At 44.1% G+C, this 16,010-nt stretch carries 10 protein-coding genes and 4 pseudogenes; 8 read left to right on the forward strand and 6 right to left on the reverse strand.

What is annotated here, in order from left to right:
• Window positions 1-608 precede the first annotated feature (608 nt).
• Window positions 609-830 carry a hypothetical protein gene (locus tag QUA80_RS27560; RefSeq protein WP_333428165.1) on the reverse strand — a complete coding sequence of 74 codons (222 nt, stop codon included), beginning with the start codon at window positions 828-830 and terminating at the stop codon, window positions 609-611.
• A gap of 265 nt (window positions 831-1,095) precedes the next feature.
• On the opposite strand from QUA80_RS27560, the gene QUA80_RS27565 reads away from it, so the two are divergent.
• From QUA80_RS27565 to QUA80_RS27585, 5 genes are all read left to right on the forward strand, one after another.
• The gene (locus QUA80_RS27565) at window positions 1,096-2,439 is read left to right on the forward strand and encodes a nitrate/sulfonate/bicarbonate ABC transporter ATP-binding protein (protein WP_333428166.1); all 1,344 of its coding nucleotides are present in this window, start codon (window positions 1,096-1,098) and stop codon (window positions 2,437-2,439) included.
• Window positions 2,440-2,541: 102 nt separating this feature from the next.
• Complete coding sequence (locus QUA80_RS27570; protein ID WP_333428167.1) at window positions 2,542-4,278, forward strand: ABC transporter permease subunit; 1,737 nt, start codon at window positions 2,542-2,544, stop codon at window positions 4,276-4,278.
• A gap of 274 nt (window positions 4,279-4,552) precedes the next feature.
• Window positions 4,553-5,437 carry an amino acid ABC transporter substrate-binding protein gene (locus QUA80_RS27575; RefSeq protein ID WP_333428168.1) on the forward strand — a complete coding sequence of 295 codons (885 nt, stop codon included), beginning with the start codon at window positions 4,553-4,555 and terminating at the stop codon, window positions 5,435-5,437.
• A 153-nt stretch (window positions 5,438-5,590) separates the two neighbouring features.
• Window positions 5,591-6,988 (forward strand): magnesium transporter, encoded by a 1,398-nt coding sequence (gene mgtE / locus QUA80_RS27580; protein ID WP_333428169.1) that lies wholly within the window; start codon window positions 5,591-5,593, stop codon window positions 6,986-6,988.
• Window positions 6,989-7,202: 214 nt separating this feature from the next.
• The gene (locus QUA80_RS27585) at window positions 7,203-8,126 is read left to right on the forward strand and encodes a hypothetical protein (RefSeq protein ID WP_333428170.1); all 924 of its coding nucleotides are present in this window, start codon (window positions 7,203-7,205) and stop codon (window positions 8,124-8,126) included.
• A 441-nt stretch (window positions 8,127-8,567) separates the two neighbouring features.
• Here QUA80_RS27585 and QUA80_RS27590 read toward each other — a convergent pair whose 3' ends face one another.
• Together QUA80_RS27590 and QUA80_RS27595 are read right to left on the reverse strand one after the other, a co-directional pair.
• Window positions 8,568-9,086, reverse strand: a complete 519-nt coding sequence (locus tag QUA80_RS27590; RefSeq protein ID WP_333428171.1) for a hypothetical protein — start codon at window positions 9,084-9,086, stop codon at window positions 8,568-8,570.
• Between the two features lie 20 nt (window positions 9,087-9,106).
• Window positions 9,107-10,189 carry a ParM/StbA family protein gene (locus QUA80_RS27595; RefSeq protein WP_333236522.1) on the reverse strand — a complete coding sequence of 361 codons (1,083 nt, stop codon included), beginning with the start codon at window positions 10,187-10,189 and terminating at the stop codon, window positions 9,107-9,109.
• A gap of 322 nt (window positions 10,190-10,511) precedes the next feature.
• On the opposite strand from QUA80_RS27595, the gene ftsH2 reads away from it, so the two are divergent.
• Window positions 10,512-12,398 carry an ATP-dependent zinc metalloprotease FtsH2 gene (gene ftsH2 / locus QUA80_RS27600; RefSeq protein WP_333428172.1) on the forward strand — a complete coding sequence of 629 codons (1,887 nt, stop codon included), beginning with the start codon at window positions 10,512-10,514 and terminating at the stop codon, window positions 12,396-12,398.
• Between the two features lie 305 nt (window positions 12,399-12,703).
• Here ftsH2 and QUA80_RS27605 read toward each other — a convergent pair.
• The 3 pseudogenes from QUA80_RS27605 to QUA80_RS27610 form a co-directional block, all read right to left on the reverse strand.
• Window positions 12,704-13,827 (reverse strand): annotated as a pseudogene (locus QUA80_RS27605) (IS630 family transposase).
• A gap of 275 nt (window positions 13,828-14,102) precedes the next feature.
• A pseudogene (locus tag QUA80_RS33975) lies at window positions 14,103-14,351 on the reverse strand (IS1634 family transposase); the annotation flags it as partial.
• Between the two features lie 217 nt (window positions 14,352-14,568).
• Window positions 14,569-15,414: pseudogene (locus QUA80_RS27610) on the reverse strand (IS5 family transposase).
• 97 nt (window positions 15,415-15,511) lie between these two features.
• On the opposite strand from QUA80_RS27610, the gene QUA80_RS27615 reads away from it, so the two are divergent.
• Entirely contained in the window at window positions 15,512-15,748 is a 237-nt protein-coding gene (locus QUA80_RS27615; RefSeq protein WP_333428173.1) for a winged helix-turn-helix domain-containing protein, read from the forward strand.
• Window positions 15,745-16,010 (forward strand): annotated as a pseudogene (locus QUA80_RS27620) (IS630 family transposase); the annotation flags it as partial. The gene QUA80_RS27615 and the pseudogene QUA80_RS27620, both read left to right, overlap by 4 nt.

Raw genomic sequence — 16,010 nt, forward strand, 5'->3', positions numbered from 1 at the left:
ATCTTAAGCCGCGCGATTTTAAAGCAGAAGCTTTAGAAATCAAAAAAGGGATGCCGGGGCTGTTTTGGGTTGCTTTAGATACTTGAGAGTTGATTGGGGCTGGCTATGGGATTTTCCCTTCCTTACCTTTGACCGGGCGCAAAAACGGAAACGGTGCCACGTACTCTTGCGGTGGAGAACTCAAAATTTTAGACGAAAGTTCCAACCTCCCAGATTCATCTGTGGAGTAAATCTCAAATCTCAAATCCTTCGACTCAGCGCTTACACCCAAGTCTCAAATCTCAAATCGACTGACTTTCACAGAAGTGCGATCGGATTTGACAGCCAGATTCCTATATTTTACCCTTGGGTGATGGAGTGACGCGATCGCAGCCCTGATTTTTGGGCGGCAAGTTCGATCGCATCAACATCTTAACCCTGATGTTTGCAGTAATTTTTTCTTCACTGTTTGCCCCATTGGTATTGTTCGGAAATCAGCAGAGGGGATTGCCAAGAATGGCTTTATGGGGTATGGGTATGGGAGCCCAGGAATCGATTTTGAAAGCCGCCGTAGCTGGACTGGTGCCTGCCGACAAAAGAGGTTCCGCCTGTGCGATATTTAACACAGGCTATGGCCGATCGTGATTTCTGGGCAGTTGGGCGATGATAATTTTGTACCACCGCTCAATTACTTGGCTGGTTGTATTTTCAGTTGCGCTCCAACTCGCTGCTTTTCGAGTCTTGTTGCTGGTGAAAAAGCGATCGTCTGTCACAGAAAATTGACCGAATACTCGGCAGCCATACCATTTTTGATTTTCGATTTTTGATTTTCGATTGAGAATGACTGACAATCAAGCATCCAGGATACAAGCCCCAGAATTTATCCGTGGGGTCAATGCTTCAATTATTTAATCTAAAATCTCACATCTAAAATCTAAAATCGATTGACTGCATCATGGTTTGGGGCTTGCCTGCCGTTGCATTATTTTAATTAAGAAACTGGTATCAATTAGTCAGCAGTCAGCATTCAGTTTCCCAGAGTTTTTAACTAATCACTGCTGACTGCGGACTGCTGACTGCTGACAAAATTTAAACAACAAGCTAGGAGGTTTAGTTGTGGTAGTTAAAACAGCAACAGAGTGCCTTATTACCTTAGAAGGCGTTAGCAAAGCTTACCAGCAGCCCAACGGTCAAAAAATCTCTATTTTAGAGCCAATTAATTTAGAGCTGCGATCGGGAGAAATAGTAGCTTTGCTCGGACCTTCCGGTTCTGGTAAATCAACATTAATGCGGATGATTGCCGGACTTATCCCGCCCACCGGCGGTCAAGTTCTTTACCGCAATCGTCCTTTAGTCGGTTTAAATCCTGGGGTGGCAATTGTATTTCAAAACTTTGCCCTTTATCCTTGGCTGACGGTACTAGAAAATGTAGAATTAGGCTTAAAAGCTAAAGGAGAATTGCCAGAAACGCGCAGGCAAAAAGCCTTGCAGATGATTGACATTATTGGTTTAGATGGATTTGAAAATGCTTATCCGAAAGAACTTTCCGGCGGAATGCGGCAGCGGGTGGGATTTGCTAGAGCTTTGGCGGTGGAACCCGAATTGCTTTGCATGGATGAACCATTTTCAGCTTTAGACGTGCTGACTGCAGAAAACTTGCGGTTTGAGTTATTAGATTTGTGGCTAGAAAAGAAGATTCCGACTAAAGCTGTTTTAATCGTAACTCACGGGATTGAGGAAGCGGTAATTTTAGCCGATCGCATTGTAGTCTTGGGCCGCAATCCGGGGCGAATTCGCGCCGAATTGACAGTGACTTTGCCGCACTACCGCGATCGCAAAACTCCGCAATTCCAAGCTCTCGTAGACCAAGTTTACAAAATTCTCACCAATCCCGAATTGAGCTGCGAAACAGTGACAGTACCTGCTGAAAGTGTCGCTGCTGTGTCTCAACCTCAACCCCCTCAAAGCGCTAAATACCAATCTCTGCCGCAGGTGCGAACCGGTGCGATCGCAGGTCTGTTGGAACTCTTGGAAGACCGCAAGGAAAAAGACCTCTACCGCCTCGGTCAAGAATTAATGTTAGAGGTTGACGACATTTTGCCGATCGTGGAAGCAGCAAAATTAATGGAATTTCTGGTAATTCAAGAAGGCGACCTCCTTTTAACACCAGTTGGCATTCAGTTCATTGCCGGCGGCATTGACCAGCGCAAACAAATTGTTCGCACCCAAATTCTCAGCAATATTCGCCTCGTACAGCAAATTTCTCGAATGCTTCAGGCAAAGCGCAATCACCGCATTTCTGAAGAGTTAATTTTGGATATTCTAGAAGCCCACTTTAGTCCCAAAGAAGCAATGCGGCAACTGAAAACTGCTATTGACTGGGGTCGCTATGCAGAGTTATACAGTTACGATGAACCGGGCGGCGAAATCTTCTTAGAATCAGAAGATAAAGCTGAGTAGTTAGTGGTTAGTTATCTGTAGAATGTTGACTTTTTTCTGTTTTCATTAGTTGCCAATGCTCGATGCCCGATTCCCGATGCCCATTCCCAACAAATAATTATTATGACAAGACCTCTAACACCCGCCAATAAAACTTTAGAAAGGTCAGCTTGGACTTGGCAAGACGGCTTGCTGGTTCTAGCAATCTTCTCTCTAATTTTGGTCATTGTCCAAACAGCTTCTCAATTCAGCAGTGACTACAACCCGAATTTTAAAATTGAGACTACGCTAAGTGTCTTGCCAGCATATACAGCCCAGAGTCTTTTACGCATGGCAGCAGCCTATTTTTTATCCCTGCTGTTTACCCTAGTTTATGCTTATTCTGCTTACCGCCTTCCCCTCGCAGCGAAAATTTTAATTCCCTTGTTAGACATTTTGCAGTCGATTCCAGTTTTATCTTTTTTGCCGGGAGTTGTTTTAGCGCTGATTACTTTATTTCCCGGTCAAAGAATCGGCGTAGAACTTGCATCGATTATCTTAATATTTACTGGGATGACTTGGAATATGACCTTTAGTTTCTATCAGTCGCTTTCCGGCATTCCGCGAGAACTTAAGGAAGCTGCTCGAGTTTATCGGCTCAATGCCTGGCAGCAGTTCTGGACGTTAGAATTGCCCGCTGGTGCGATCGGACTGGTGTGGAACAGTGTCATGTCAGTAGCCGGCGGCTGGTTCTTTTTGATTGCGATCGAATCTTTTACCTTGGGCGACAAAAACTTTAATTTGCCCGGACTCGGTTCCTATTTGGGCAAGGCAGCCAATGAAGGTAATTTTGGGGCTATCGGCTGGGGTTTAGCAGTATTAATTAGTGTTATTCTAGCCGTAGACTTTTTGATCTGGCAGCCTTTGATTGCTTGGGTGGAAAAGTTTAAATATCAAGCCGGGGATGCTACCAATGTACCGCAGTCAAACTTGTTGGATTTTTTGAGGCGATCCGCGACGCTGCGCGTATTTAAATCGCGCATTTCGCCGATTGGAGACAGTTTCGATCGCGGTTTGGCAAGAACTTTTGCACCTGCTAATTTACCAACAAATCCCAGACAAAAAAGCCGCATCGGAAATTGGATAAATTGGATATTTGTCAGCGGGTTTGCCGTCATTGTGCTTTGGGGAACTTGGGAAGCGGTGTTGCTGCTGCGGTTGCTGAATTTGTCTGACTGGCAAAAAGTCATGACTGGTGCATTTTTCACGGCTTTGCGAGTCATTTGCGCCCTATTTTTATCGCTGTTGTGGACAGTGCCGGTCGGAGTGGCGATCGGTCGAAATCCGCGTTTAGCTCAAATTTTGCAGCCATTAGTACAAATAGCAGCTTCTGTACCGGCCACCGCTTTATTTCCCGTATTGCTACTAGCTTTAATTCACGCTGGAGGCGGCTTGCAAATTGGTTCTGTGGCGCTGATGATGTTGGGTACAATGTGGTATTTGCTGTTTAATGTTATTGCTGGCGCTCAAGCCATACCTTCGGAGTTATTTGAAGCAGCGCAAGTTTACAAACTATCCCTGATTCAGCGCTGGAAAAGTTTAATTTTACCTGGAATTTTTCCCTACTTAATCACAGGAATTATAGCGGCAGTTGGCGGAGCTTGGAATGCCAGTATTGTCAGCGAGTACGTGCATTTTCAAGGTCTAATTGTTACTACAGAGGGTTTAGGAGAAACTATTTCTCAGGCGACGGCATCTGGGAATTTTCCCTTGCTTTTAGCGGCTACTTCTGTGATGTCGCTGTTGGTTGTATTGACTAACCGTTTGGTTTGGCAGCCGCTTTCCCGTTTGGCACAAGAAAAATATCAATTATTGGTTTAATTGGGGTAGTAAAATAGGAGTGAAATATAGCAGTCAAAGCTGATAGAGAGCCCCTGTAAATTCTTGGATATGGCGACTTAATTAAAATAGGCGACACTTGTGTGGGGCAAAACGCCCGAAACTTAATTTTAGAGGGTGCAGGTTGAAGTTAGCCGATCGCACCACCAAAAACATCCCAACAGCCCAAAATACAAGCACCAAAATATATTGACAATATGTTTTTTTTGCGTATTATATTAAAAACCAGTAAAATATCTATTCGGATGCCGGACGAATGAACTCAACGCTAACCAAGAAAAACTTCAAGCTCGCAGCATTTACAGCAATATTTTCGATCTTATTTCCCGCAGCTTTACCTGCAGTTGCCTCAGCCCAGACAGCACTGGAAGAAATTAGGCAAACCGGCATTCTCAAAGTTGGCATCAGAAAAGATGCCCCTCCCTTCGGCTACTTAGAAGGTGAAAAATGGCAAGGAGTTTGCATGGAAGGCTTAGAACTTTTCCGAGCTGACTTAGAAAAAAAATTAAATCGCTCCATCCGCTTAGAAAAACTAGAAACAGACCTCAACGAATCAGCAGAAAAAGGGCGCTTCCGCAGCGTAACCAGCAAGCGCGCTCACCTAGAATGCGGGCCTAATACAATCCTAAAAAATCCCCCCAGCGGGATTGCGTATTCAGTGCCTTTTTTATACAGCGGCACTTATCTGTTAGTCAAGCCAGAAAACAGACTGAAAGTCAACCCTTCGGGATTCCTGCAAGACGTGACAATTGGCGTGCTGAGCGGTTCTGTTACCCAACAATTTATTGCAGGCCGATATCAACTAGCCAACCAGCGAATTTATGAAGGTATCGCGGGCCGACAGTCGGGTGTAAAAGATGCGGCATCCGGAACAATCGATGCCTTCGCTAGCGACGGAATGCTGTTAGTAGGAGAAGCGTTGAGACAGGGTTTAACTCAAAGCCAATATTCTCTGATACCGGAGCAGCCTTTAACCTGCATTTCCTACGGCATGATCTTGCCAGCAAGTGACACTGAATGGCAAGAAACAGTCAATAATTTTATTCGCAATCAAAGTTCGACAAACCTGTTGGAAAAAGTGTTCGGGCGCAATTCTCCTTTCCTACCGATGAGTGTCGCCGATCAAGATAAATGTATTTGAACCCAAATCGGGCAACGTGCTCGGCGCGCACCAGAAGAATAGGGATAATATGCGGATATTGTCAGGGCAAGTCCGATCGCTGCGACCAGTGGCGTCAATAGGCTCTAAACTGGATTCAGGAAGGCGCGCAGCACAGGTTTAGGAGGGTCATCAGTGACAGAAAAAAGTTATCAATCGTCTTCTCTACCCACCTACGCGCGAAAAGAACTGCGCGAATTAGTTCGATCGCAGTTAAGAGCCCTGTTGGAAGAAGGAGACTTTAAAGGAGCAAAAGCGATTTTGCACCCGGTACAGGAAGCAGACATAGCTGAAGCTATCGAAGGTCTGCCAGAAACCATGCAAGTAATAGCTTTCCGCTTGCTTTCCAAAGACGAAGCCATCGCAGTTTACGAATATCTCGACTCCAGCGTTCAGCAGTCCCTCTGCGAAAAATTCAAACGCCAAGAAGTCATTGATATTGTAGACAAAATGTCTCCGGACGATCGAGCTAAACTCTTTGACGAACTGCCGGCAATATTAGTGCGCCGCCTCTTAGGTCAATTGAGCCCGACGGAACGCGAAGCTACGGCTCAACTTTTGGGTTACGAAGCCAGTACCGCGGGCCGGATCATGACCCCGGAATATATTTCTCTGAAAGAAAGCTTTACCGTCGCGCAAGCTTTAGACCGAATTCGCTCTTTGGCTAAAACTACCGAAACAATTTATTCTCTTTACGTCACTGACGCCGCCCGCTGCTTGACCGGTATTTTATCTCTGCGGGATTTAGTCACTTCTCCCCTCGACAAAACTGTCGGGGAAATTATGACCCGCGACGTAGTTTCGGTTCAAACAGGAACGGATCAAGAAGAAGTCGCTAGGCTGATCCAGCGTTACGATTTTTTAGCAGTGCCCGTTGTAGACCGCGAACAGCGGCTGGTCGGGATCATTACAGTTGACGACGCGATCGACATTTTAGAACAAGAAGCAGCCAAAGATATTTATACCTTGGGCGGCGTCCAGTCCGGCGGCGACAATTATTTTCAGACCGATTTAATCACTGTTGCCCGCAAAAGGGTGCTGTGGCTGTTTGTTCTGCTTTTAACTAATACTGTCACCGGCGCAATTATTAGATCTCAAGAAGATATTTTGCACCAAGTAGTCGCCCTAGCAGCCTTTATTCCCCTGCTGACGGGCACTGGAGGCAATGTCGGAGCTCAGTCCTCAACTGTGGTAATTCGCGGTTTGAACACTGACGAAATTACAGCAATGGGCCCGTTTCAAGTAATTGTTCGCGAGGGGATGGCGGGAGCGCTGCTAGGAGCTATATTGGGGACTGTAGCGACGGGCTGGGCTTACACTCTGCAAGGGAATTTAGCAGTGGCAACCGCGGTGGGGGTGAGTTTGTTGGCGATCGCAATTTTAGCTTCTATTGCCGGTTCAGCTCTGCCGTTCCTGTTTCGTTCTTTGGGTTTAGACCCCGCTTTAATGTCTGCTCCTTTTATTACCACCGCAGTTGATGTCCTCGGGGTCTTGATTTATTTCACTTTAGCTCGACTAATTTTGCAGCTTTAATATATTTAATTACATGGCTGTCAATAAAAAACTTAATTTGTCGATCGCCAATGCTCAATTCTGGGCCTGCGTGCGATCGCACTTTCTTTTTATCCACATACTTGTACCAGTTTAAAAAAATAATGCAACTATAGACCCGCGATCCAAACTCCGAGCTTCATCAGTCATTCCACATCTAAAATCTAAAATCTAAAATCTAAAATGGTATTAGCCTATGTCATCATCCAATTCACCAACCAAAAGCCAAAATCCCAAGTCGAGCAATTTGTTAGAAACAGTTGAATTAGTTTTTATTGCTGCCTCTGCTGTGGGATTGGCTGCTAGTTTGGTTTGGGGGCAGAGCGTTTACGCCCAAGTGCCTGTAGTGATTTCGTTGGTGTTAAATTTTGTAAATCGGCAGAAGTTGCACGGGCAAGTTAAAGCAAGTACGGCGGCAACGTTCGATCGCGTAAATCAACAAGCAGTTACTACCGATCGCGCGATCGAGCAATTGCAACTTGCTGTAAATGCTTTAGACGAAGCTCTTTCCCAAACATCTCGCGAAAATCTCAATGTGGGGCCTGGAGAAAACTTACACTCTCTAATTTCAGCAATTGAGAACCTGCGCCAGCGACTAATAATTTTAGAAAAAACTATTAAAATGATTCAAAGCGAGATCGAAATCACCAGCCGCCAATTCAAACAGCGGCCGGAGTTGCAGCAAGTCGAAACTTTGACAACAATAATTCTGGACTTGCAGCAGTTTATCAACGAACTACCGCAGTGGGGCAGTTTGCAGCAGCGGCAGCTAACAGAACTTCAGCAAAAAGTAGACAGTGCTTTGGCTGAGCTATCAAAAGAAATTGCCGCTATTCCTAACCGGGTGCAGGAGGCTGTAGCTAGTCGCGGCGGGGAAATTAACCCACAGTTTGGTTCTGGTTTGAATGCCGATCGAAAGAATGCTTACCGACCTAAAACCCAGAATGAAAAAATTCGCCAGAAATATCCCAGAGCTTATGTCAAGTGGAGTCAGGATGAAGACGAAAATTTGAAGAAAGAATATGCTAGCGGTCAACCAATTGGCGAATTAGTTCAGAGATTTCAGCGACAGCCTGGTGCCATTCGTTCGCGCTTACAAAAATTAGGATTAATCGAATAATAGTAATTTGTAATTAGTAATTTGTAAACACAGAAAACAGACAAGCGTAAACAGTCAACTGACAACTAACAAATAATATCAAATCTGTTAGGATCGGAATTATTCCTATCTCTCTAATCGACATCTGCGTAAATCAGCGTCAATCCATTGTTATCTGCGGTTCATAAATTCTCTTTTTTTTACCGCAGATACAGGCAGATTAACACAGATTAACACAGATTAACGCAGATGAATTATATCGATTCCTGTTACACCATCCATCGGGAATTGTTGACTGTTGACTGGATTTGACTATTCCGATGCAACCGGAATTGATCTAACAAAACGATCGCCCTTTTTTTTCAAAAGGGCGATCGTTTTGTTAATTTATTCAGTACCCACTGTCAACAGCCGGCTACTAATATCACATCTCAAGGCTTTTTAGCCTTGGTCTACCTCATTCTAGAAATCTTGCGGTAACAAAGAACTTAAACGCTCCAACAAAGGATCGGAATCCCGACGAGGAGTAACCTCAGCATCAGAAACTACACGATCGTCCGCCACAGACTCAGACTCCATCGGGTTAGGCTCTACTACTTTTGAAACTTGGGCAAAAGAAACTTGAGCAAACTTACTGTTAACACTCCCCTGCAACTGATCCAACTTAGCGCTGAGTTGACTCAGGTGATTTTCCAGTCCCTCCAAACGGTTTAATTCCTCAGCAGAAACATTGCGCTCGAACTCAGCAAATTTGACCGCAAGTTCAGCAATACGCTGTTCTAACCCCTGAAAGCTATCTGTAGAGCTAGCAGACTCAGATACAGACAAAAACTGCCACAAAGCTTGCTTGCAGAGATTGCTGAAAGTCTGATACTTCGTGAAAGCCAACTCTTTTTCAATAGCGGCCAGCAAAGTTTGATCTGCAGCATCTTCCGTAAACGCCACCGAGAAATTAGCCTTATTTTTTGCCCACAGTGCCATAGGGTTCAAGCCTTAATGCGTTACTTAATCGTGGCTAGCTGAGCCTCAGCATAAATAAACTGTCCCAAAGCATTAGCTTTCCGAGAAGGCTGAGCCAAGTGAGCCTTAAGATTGGCGTCTTTAAGCAAAGGTTGCAACACCTCCCAGAAAAACTCCCCGCCACCGCCAGTCAGAACTACATCCGTCACCCGTTCCGGCAGCCACTGCACCAAACGTTCGGAGAGTTCGTTAGCGAAAGCCTCGCGCAAATCCTTAATAATCGGATCTAAATTAGTCGGCTTAGTCGCTCCTCTGGGACGGTAGAAACGCTGGCCTTCCGGTTTGTTCACAGCTTCCAGTAAAGACAGAGATTGAGGGTCTGCTCCCGGAATCTTTGAGGCAACTTGTTCGTAGAACTTGTTCATTGCGAAGGAATCGCTCTTAGAAGCCGCCCGAGCGAACCGGAAACGATCGACCATTAACAAATCAGTAGTTTGGTGTCCGATATCGACAACAGCCACCGACAGTTCGGGCAACTCCGGGGTAAACTCCTTGTTGTCTTGAGCCTCGCACCAAATTAGGCTGCCGAATCCTTCGGGCATCACCCAAACGTGGCGGATGTCAATTTCCAAACGCTCGCCGCGGTAGACCATAACGTGGGGAGAGCGCAGTTGGCTGATAATCTCTTCCTTTTCCTTCTCAAACTGATCCTGTGAATAAAATGGTAAACCCAGCACTACTGCCAATTCACCTTTCATCTGGAAATATCCAGCACAGGAAAAAACCTTAACCAAAGCATCTACTACTTTCGACTGGTCTGCGCCGCCGAGATTAGCGCCAAAGTCCGCAGCCAGTTGGCCTATAGCGTACCCTTTGCCCTGGTATTCCAGCCACATATCCAACAGAGGGTCTGTTGCTTTGGACTCAAAGCTGCCACCCCGCACCTTTTCCACGGGCATAGCAGCCACGTTGGCAGGGATGAAAACCACACTACTCGGGTTGCGACTCACGCAAGCTTTAGTTGCCGTCCGACCCAAATCAGCACTAATAATCGATTTGTGAGAAGCGACTTTAGTCTGCTGTGTCAGCATAGCCGAATTAGGAACAAGCTGTCTAGTTGTCATTGAAATGTGTTACCTCACAGAGCCTCACCATTATCATGCCTTATCCCTTGACACTGCCGCCTTTAAAGACAGTGGGTTTTGCGGCGATTCTTCTAACTGTACCTAGATCGGTATAGAAATCAGCACCAAATATTATATTCGGGACGATCGCCCTTACCGTAACTAACCTAACTTTTTCTGGAGCGATCGCGGCATCGGCCCTGTTGCCTGAGAGTGCATTGTTAAGTTAAATTTAGTTAAGATTCTGAGTGTAAACTTTTGTCGCACTCCTCCGGCACCGCGATCTTACCCGATCTGTCCCCAATTCAAGGCATCCGCATTTATGAAAATTTCTTGGCGAACTATACTACTTTGGACTTTACCCGCCTTAGTCATCGGCTTTTTCTTGTGGCAGGGAGCCTTTGCCCCATCCCCGGGAGAAATGACAAAGAACACCGCCAGCACTCGCCTGAGCTACGGTCGATTTTTAGATTACTTAAACGCCGATCGAGTCACCAGCGTTGACCTTTACGACGGAGGTCGGACGGCTATTGTCGAAGCAGTCGATCCCGAACTGGACAATCACGTGCAGCGGTGGCGGGTGGACTTGCCCTCAAATGCCCCGGAACTGGTTTCTAGACTCAGAGACTCCAAAATCAGCTTCGACACTCACCCGCTGCGCAACGACGGCGCAGTCTGGGGACTTTTAGGAAATCTAGTATTTCCCCTCTTGTTAGTAGCAGGACTGTTTTTCCTCTTCCGCCGCGGTGGCAACGTTCCCGGCGGCCCGGGCCAAGCCATGAATTTTGGCAAGTCCAAAGCTCGCTTTCAAATGGAAGCTAAAACAGGCGTACTGTTCGACGACGTAGCAGGCGTTGAGGAAGCCAAAGAAGAACTACAAGAAGTAGTGACATTTCTCAAAAAACCCGAACGCTTCACCGCAGTCGGGGCGAAGATTCCCAAAGGCGTGCTGCTAGTGGGCCCTCCCGGAACCGGCAAAACCCTCTTGGCAAAAGCGATCGCAGGCGAAGCGGGCGTGCCTTTCTTCAGCATCTCCGGTTCGGAATTTGTCGAAATGTTCGTCGGTGTTGGCGCTTCCCGCGTCCGCGACTTGTTCAAGAAAGCTAAAGAAAATGCTCCTTGCATCATCTTCATCGACGAAATCGATGCAGTGGGCCGCCAGCGCGGTGCCGGTATCGGCGGCGGTAACGACGAACGGGAACAAACCCTGAACCAGTTGCTGACGGAAATGGACGGTTTTGAGGGCAATACTGGCATTATCATCATTGCTGCCACGAACCGCCCCGACGTGCTCGACTCAGCGCTGCTGCGTCCGGGTCGCTTCGATCGCCAAGTTACCGTAGATACGCCGGATATCAAAGGCCGGTTGGAAATTTTGGAAGTTCACGCGCGCAACAAGAAGCTGTCTGCAGAGATTTCTTTGGACGCCATCGCCCGCCGCACTCCAGGCTTTACCGGCGCTGATTTGGCTAACTTGCTCAACGAAGCTGCGATTTTAACCGCCCGCCGCCGCAAAGATGCGATTACGATGCTCGAAATTGACGATGCAGTCGATCGCGTGGTAGCAGGTATGGAAGGCACTCCCTTGGTGGACAGCAAGAGCAAGCGCTTGATTGCTTATCACGAAATCGGCCACGCGATCGTCGGTACAATCATTCAAGCCCACGATCCCGTTCAAAAAGTTACCTTAGTTCCTCGCGGACAGGCCCGCGGCTTGACTTGGTTCATGCCCAGCGAAGACCAAGGTTTGATTTCAAGATCGCAAATTTTAGCCCGGATTAGCGGTGCTTTGGGCGGCCGCGCAGCCGAAGAAGTAGTTTTCGGCGACGCCGAAGTAACCACCGGTGCCGGCAACGACTTGCAGCAAGTCAGCGGCATGGCACGCCAAATGGTGACTCGCTACGGGATGTCCACCTTGGGCCCGATCGCCCTGGAAGCTCAGCAAAGCGAAATTTTCCTCGGCCGCGACTTCACGGCGCGATCGGAATATTCCGAAGAAATTGCCTCTCGGATTGACTCACAAGTCCGGGAAATTGTCGATCGCTGCTACGAGGACGCCCGCCGAATTATTCGCGAAAATCGCACCGTAGTCGATCGCTTAGTAGATTTGTTGATCGAAAAAGAAACCATCGACGGCGAAGAGTTGCGCCTAATCGTCTCTGAATACACTTTTGTTCCTGAAAAAGAACAGTACGTTCCTCAACTTTAAACAGGAGAGTCGGGCGAATAAAATTCGCTTCTTGTCAGACGAAACCCGCCTGCGCGGGTTGAATTTCTTTAGTCCGCGCAGGCGGACTTTGTTTTTGTAGAAGCGGTTTCAACCGCCGAGTTAATTTTTGAAAAAAGAACTGCTCCTAAACACGAATCAACCCAGATGAATACTAGATTGGTCAGATCTACAATTAAGAATTCGTCTATTTTTTTTATCCCAACTTTTATTTTTATCCCACATTCCGCAGTTCTGGCTTTGATGACTAAGGATTTTCATACCTTCACTGTAGGAAAAATAAGCTGCTACGCAGCTAAACCGGATAAAATAGCATTGCCTTTATTTTTGATTTTTCGATCCCATTTAATAACCAGTTCTCCTTCATTTAATAATCTATGTAGTAATTCTGACAATTCTTCTACTGACTTAAACAGTCGATGTGCTATATATTCTTTCGCTGAATGCCAGACCAATTCAATCAAATTATAATCGGGGCTGTAAGGTGGCAAAAATTCTCAAATAATATAAGGCATTTCGGCTGATATTTTACTCAGAATGTCTTTCTTTTTATGAAAACTAGCATTGTCTAGAATAATTACAATCTTAATTCCAGATTCTGCAAAATTTTCAGCTTGATTACCCTGTCCTTTCCATTCTTGAACTATCGAATCATTTAAGGCATTAATTTGCTCATAAAATGTATCCGAGTCTCCTTTTTTTATCACAAAGTTTAACCTTTTTTTGTCATGATATCTCAGTCCACCCATGATATTTACTCTGCCTCTTCTCCTTTGACCTGTGATTTTCTTTCGATGACATTTTTTACCCCAAGTTTTTCTTCTTATCACTCGTAAACCTTCATCCACTCTCGTCCCAAAACCATACCTGTAAAAGCTCTGGCGTTTGTTTAGTTATTCTTAAATACTCCGATATCTTCTGTTTAAATGCTTCTCTTTCAATTGGGTTTTGTTTGTCTTCTAAACTATACTTAGCCCAAATGTAAACGTATTTTTTTTTATGTAGTATCCTGGATATTTGGGAACCACTCAATTTAATTCCTGTGACTTTTTCTAAATATGTTGCTAGTCTGGCTGCCGTCCATCTCCCAAATTCATATCCATATTCTGCGGGTTCTTTATCGATTGTATCTATCAATATCTTTTCATACTCTGGAGTAACGAAAGCGAAAATTTCCTGGGCTTCTTTTATCTAAAAAACTATCCAAATTATCTGGGTCGCCATGAATTGACCAATAAGCTACCGTTGTGTAAGCAATCTCCATAAATTCACTGATTTCTCGATAAGTTTTTCCGTCATTTATTAGCAATAAGATTAGAACTTTTTCCCTCACATAATTATCGTCAGACTCTTTTAGTAATTTAACGAGTTTCTGTTTTTGATTTTGAGATAGATGGTTTTTGGCTGGCATACATTATAACTAATGATCGCTTATCTTATATTTATATTATACAATCTAGCTGCGTATCAGCTTATCTTTGCCTACCTTTTATAATTTTAGTATCATTATTTTGCGATTTTGGCGAAATATAAGAAATTGGAATTCACAGATATTTCCTAATATATTCCTTCGGCAATATCTGAACTCATTCTCCCTAAATCAGACATCACAATTCCGGCAACATGATTGTTATGTTGCCAACAATTTGAATTTATTTAACAAGATTCTCCGGTTTGTTTTCCGAGTTACCCATTTTCAAATATTAAATAATATTGACCGCAAACCTTTCCTAAATAATTTAATATCTCCCGACGTTCCTTTGTTAAGTTGCTTATTTGTTCGGATCCATTTAGGTTGACTAAATGTACGGCTTGAAACATCTGAAATACCCACCGCATTGTCGGTTTATTTGTCATTTTATTGACCTGGTTTCTGATGCTGGCATTGGCTGATTCTAATTCTTGTCTCAACTTTCTTTGGGCGAGATTATATATAGCCTTTCGAGCGAAAGATAAGGTATGATGTTACTGACACTCATTCATGAGGGTCAAACAGAGAACACACGATCGAATGAACTATAATTATATGGTTCAGTAAAGCCACGCGAAAGCGATAGCACACATAATAGCATTTTTCTGACAGCACGATCGGGTTGACTTACAACACGTTTACTTGTACTCCTCTTCATACATTAGACCTCCTGCGAAAATATCAAGTGCTCGCCTGTTGTAATGATAAATACAGGTCATAATTGTAAATTCCTGCAATTAAATTAATCCTTAACCCAAATCTCTTTCTTCGATTTCTATATCTCGACGAAAGGAGCCTGAATATCTTTAATTTTCTGTGAACATGCTCAACCACAATTCTTTCTTTTGCGAAGGTTTTATTAAATTGTTTTTGCTCTTTAGTTAAAGACTTTTTCTTGGTCTTTTTGATGGGTGTTCGGCTGTTTGAATGAATCTTTTTAATCCCCTGATATCCCTGATCTGCCAAGAGTTCTGTCTATGAGTGTTAGGTCTATATGACTTTCTTTCCACATTCTAAAGTCGTGTACTTTTCCTTTTCTGACTGCTATACAGATAATTTCTTGCGTTTTTTGATTTACCAAGACTTGTGATTTCAATGTGTGACACTTTTGTTTACCACTATAGTATCTTTTCTGTTTTTTTTGGATCTTTCTATTTCATGTTCTGTCACGTCCACAACTACTAATTCTGCTGATGAGTCTAGCTCTTTTAGTTTTTTATTGCCGCCCACATTAAATAATCCTGACTTAATTAATATATTTTCAACTTTCCTGATATTTCTCAATACATTTGTTTCATCCAATTCCCAGCTTACCCCTATATGAAAATAAGTGCGATACTCTCGCCAGTACTCTAAAGTCATTAATACTTGATCTTCAATACTTAGTTTACTCGGTCGGCCGCTCTTTTTTGCTAGGACTTTCTCGGCCGCCACTACTTTTACCATTTGCTCAAAGGTTCCTAGAGTGACACCACACAAACGTTTAAACTCTGTATGCTCTAAATTCTTAACTTTTTCGTAAATCATTTTTGATTAGTTGAATTTCTATCTGTTTTACAATTCTATCAGACTTTCGCAGGAGGTCTATGAGATTAGCAAAATTCTCGGTGTAAGTGAATTTTTTGTGGGTCATTGGAAAAAACAATTTCAAACCAAATGCATCGAAGGAATCAAGCTAGGGCATAAAGGGTCAAAAGGGTATTTAACAGGTCTAAAAAATACTGAAGTAATTGAGTGGCTAAAGAATAAAGAATATTGGAATTTAGATGAGCTGGTTACTTATGTAGAGCGAGAGTTTGGTGTGGTCTATAAATCAAAACAGAGTTACTATAAACTTTGCGAGCGGGCGAAAATTAGTTGAAAAAAACAACTCAAAAAGTTAATCCTAAATTCGATGAAGAACTGGTCAAAAAAAAGACGGAAGAAATTAACAATATTTTATTCAAAAACAAGGCGGGCATGGAATACGGGTCAACAATACTATTGTTTTTAGATGAATGTCATCTACTTCATGGCGACCTAAATGGTTATGTTTGGGGTCAATCAAAAATCAGAATTGAAGTCCCAATTACCAATGAAAAAGATAGACAAACTTATTTTGGCGCCCTCAATTATCAAAGCAA

Source organism: Microcoleus sp. F4-D5, assembly GCF_036704885.1.
Lineage (GTDB): Bacteria > Cyanobacteriota > Cyanobacteriia > Cyanobacteriales > Microcoleaceae > Microcoleus.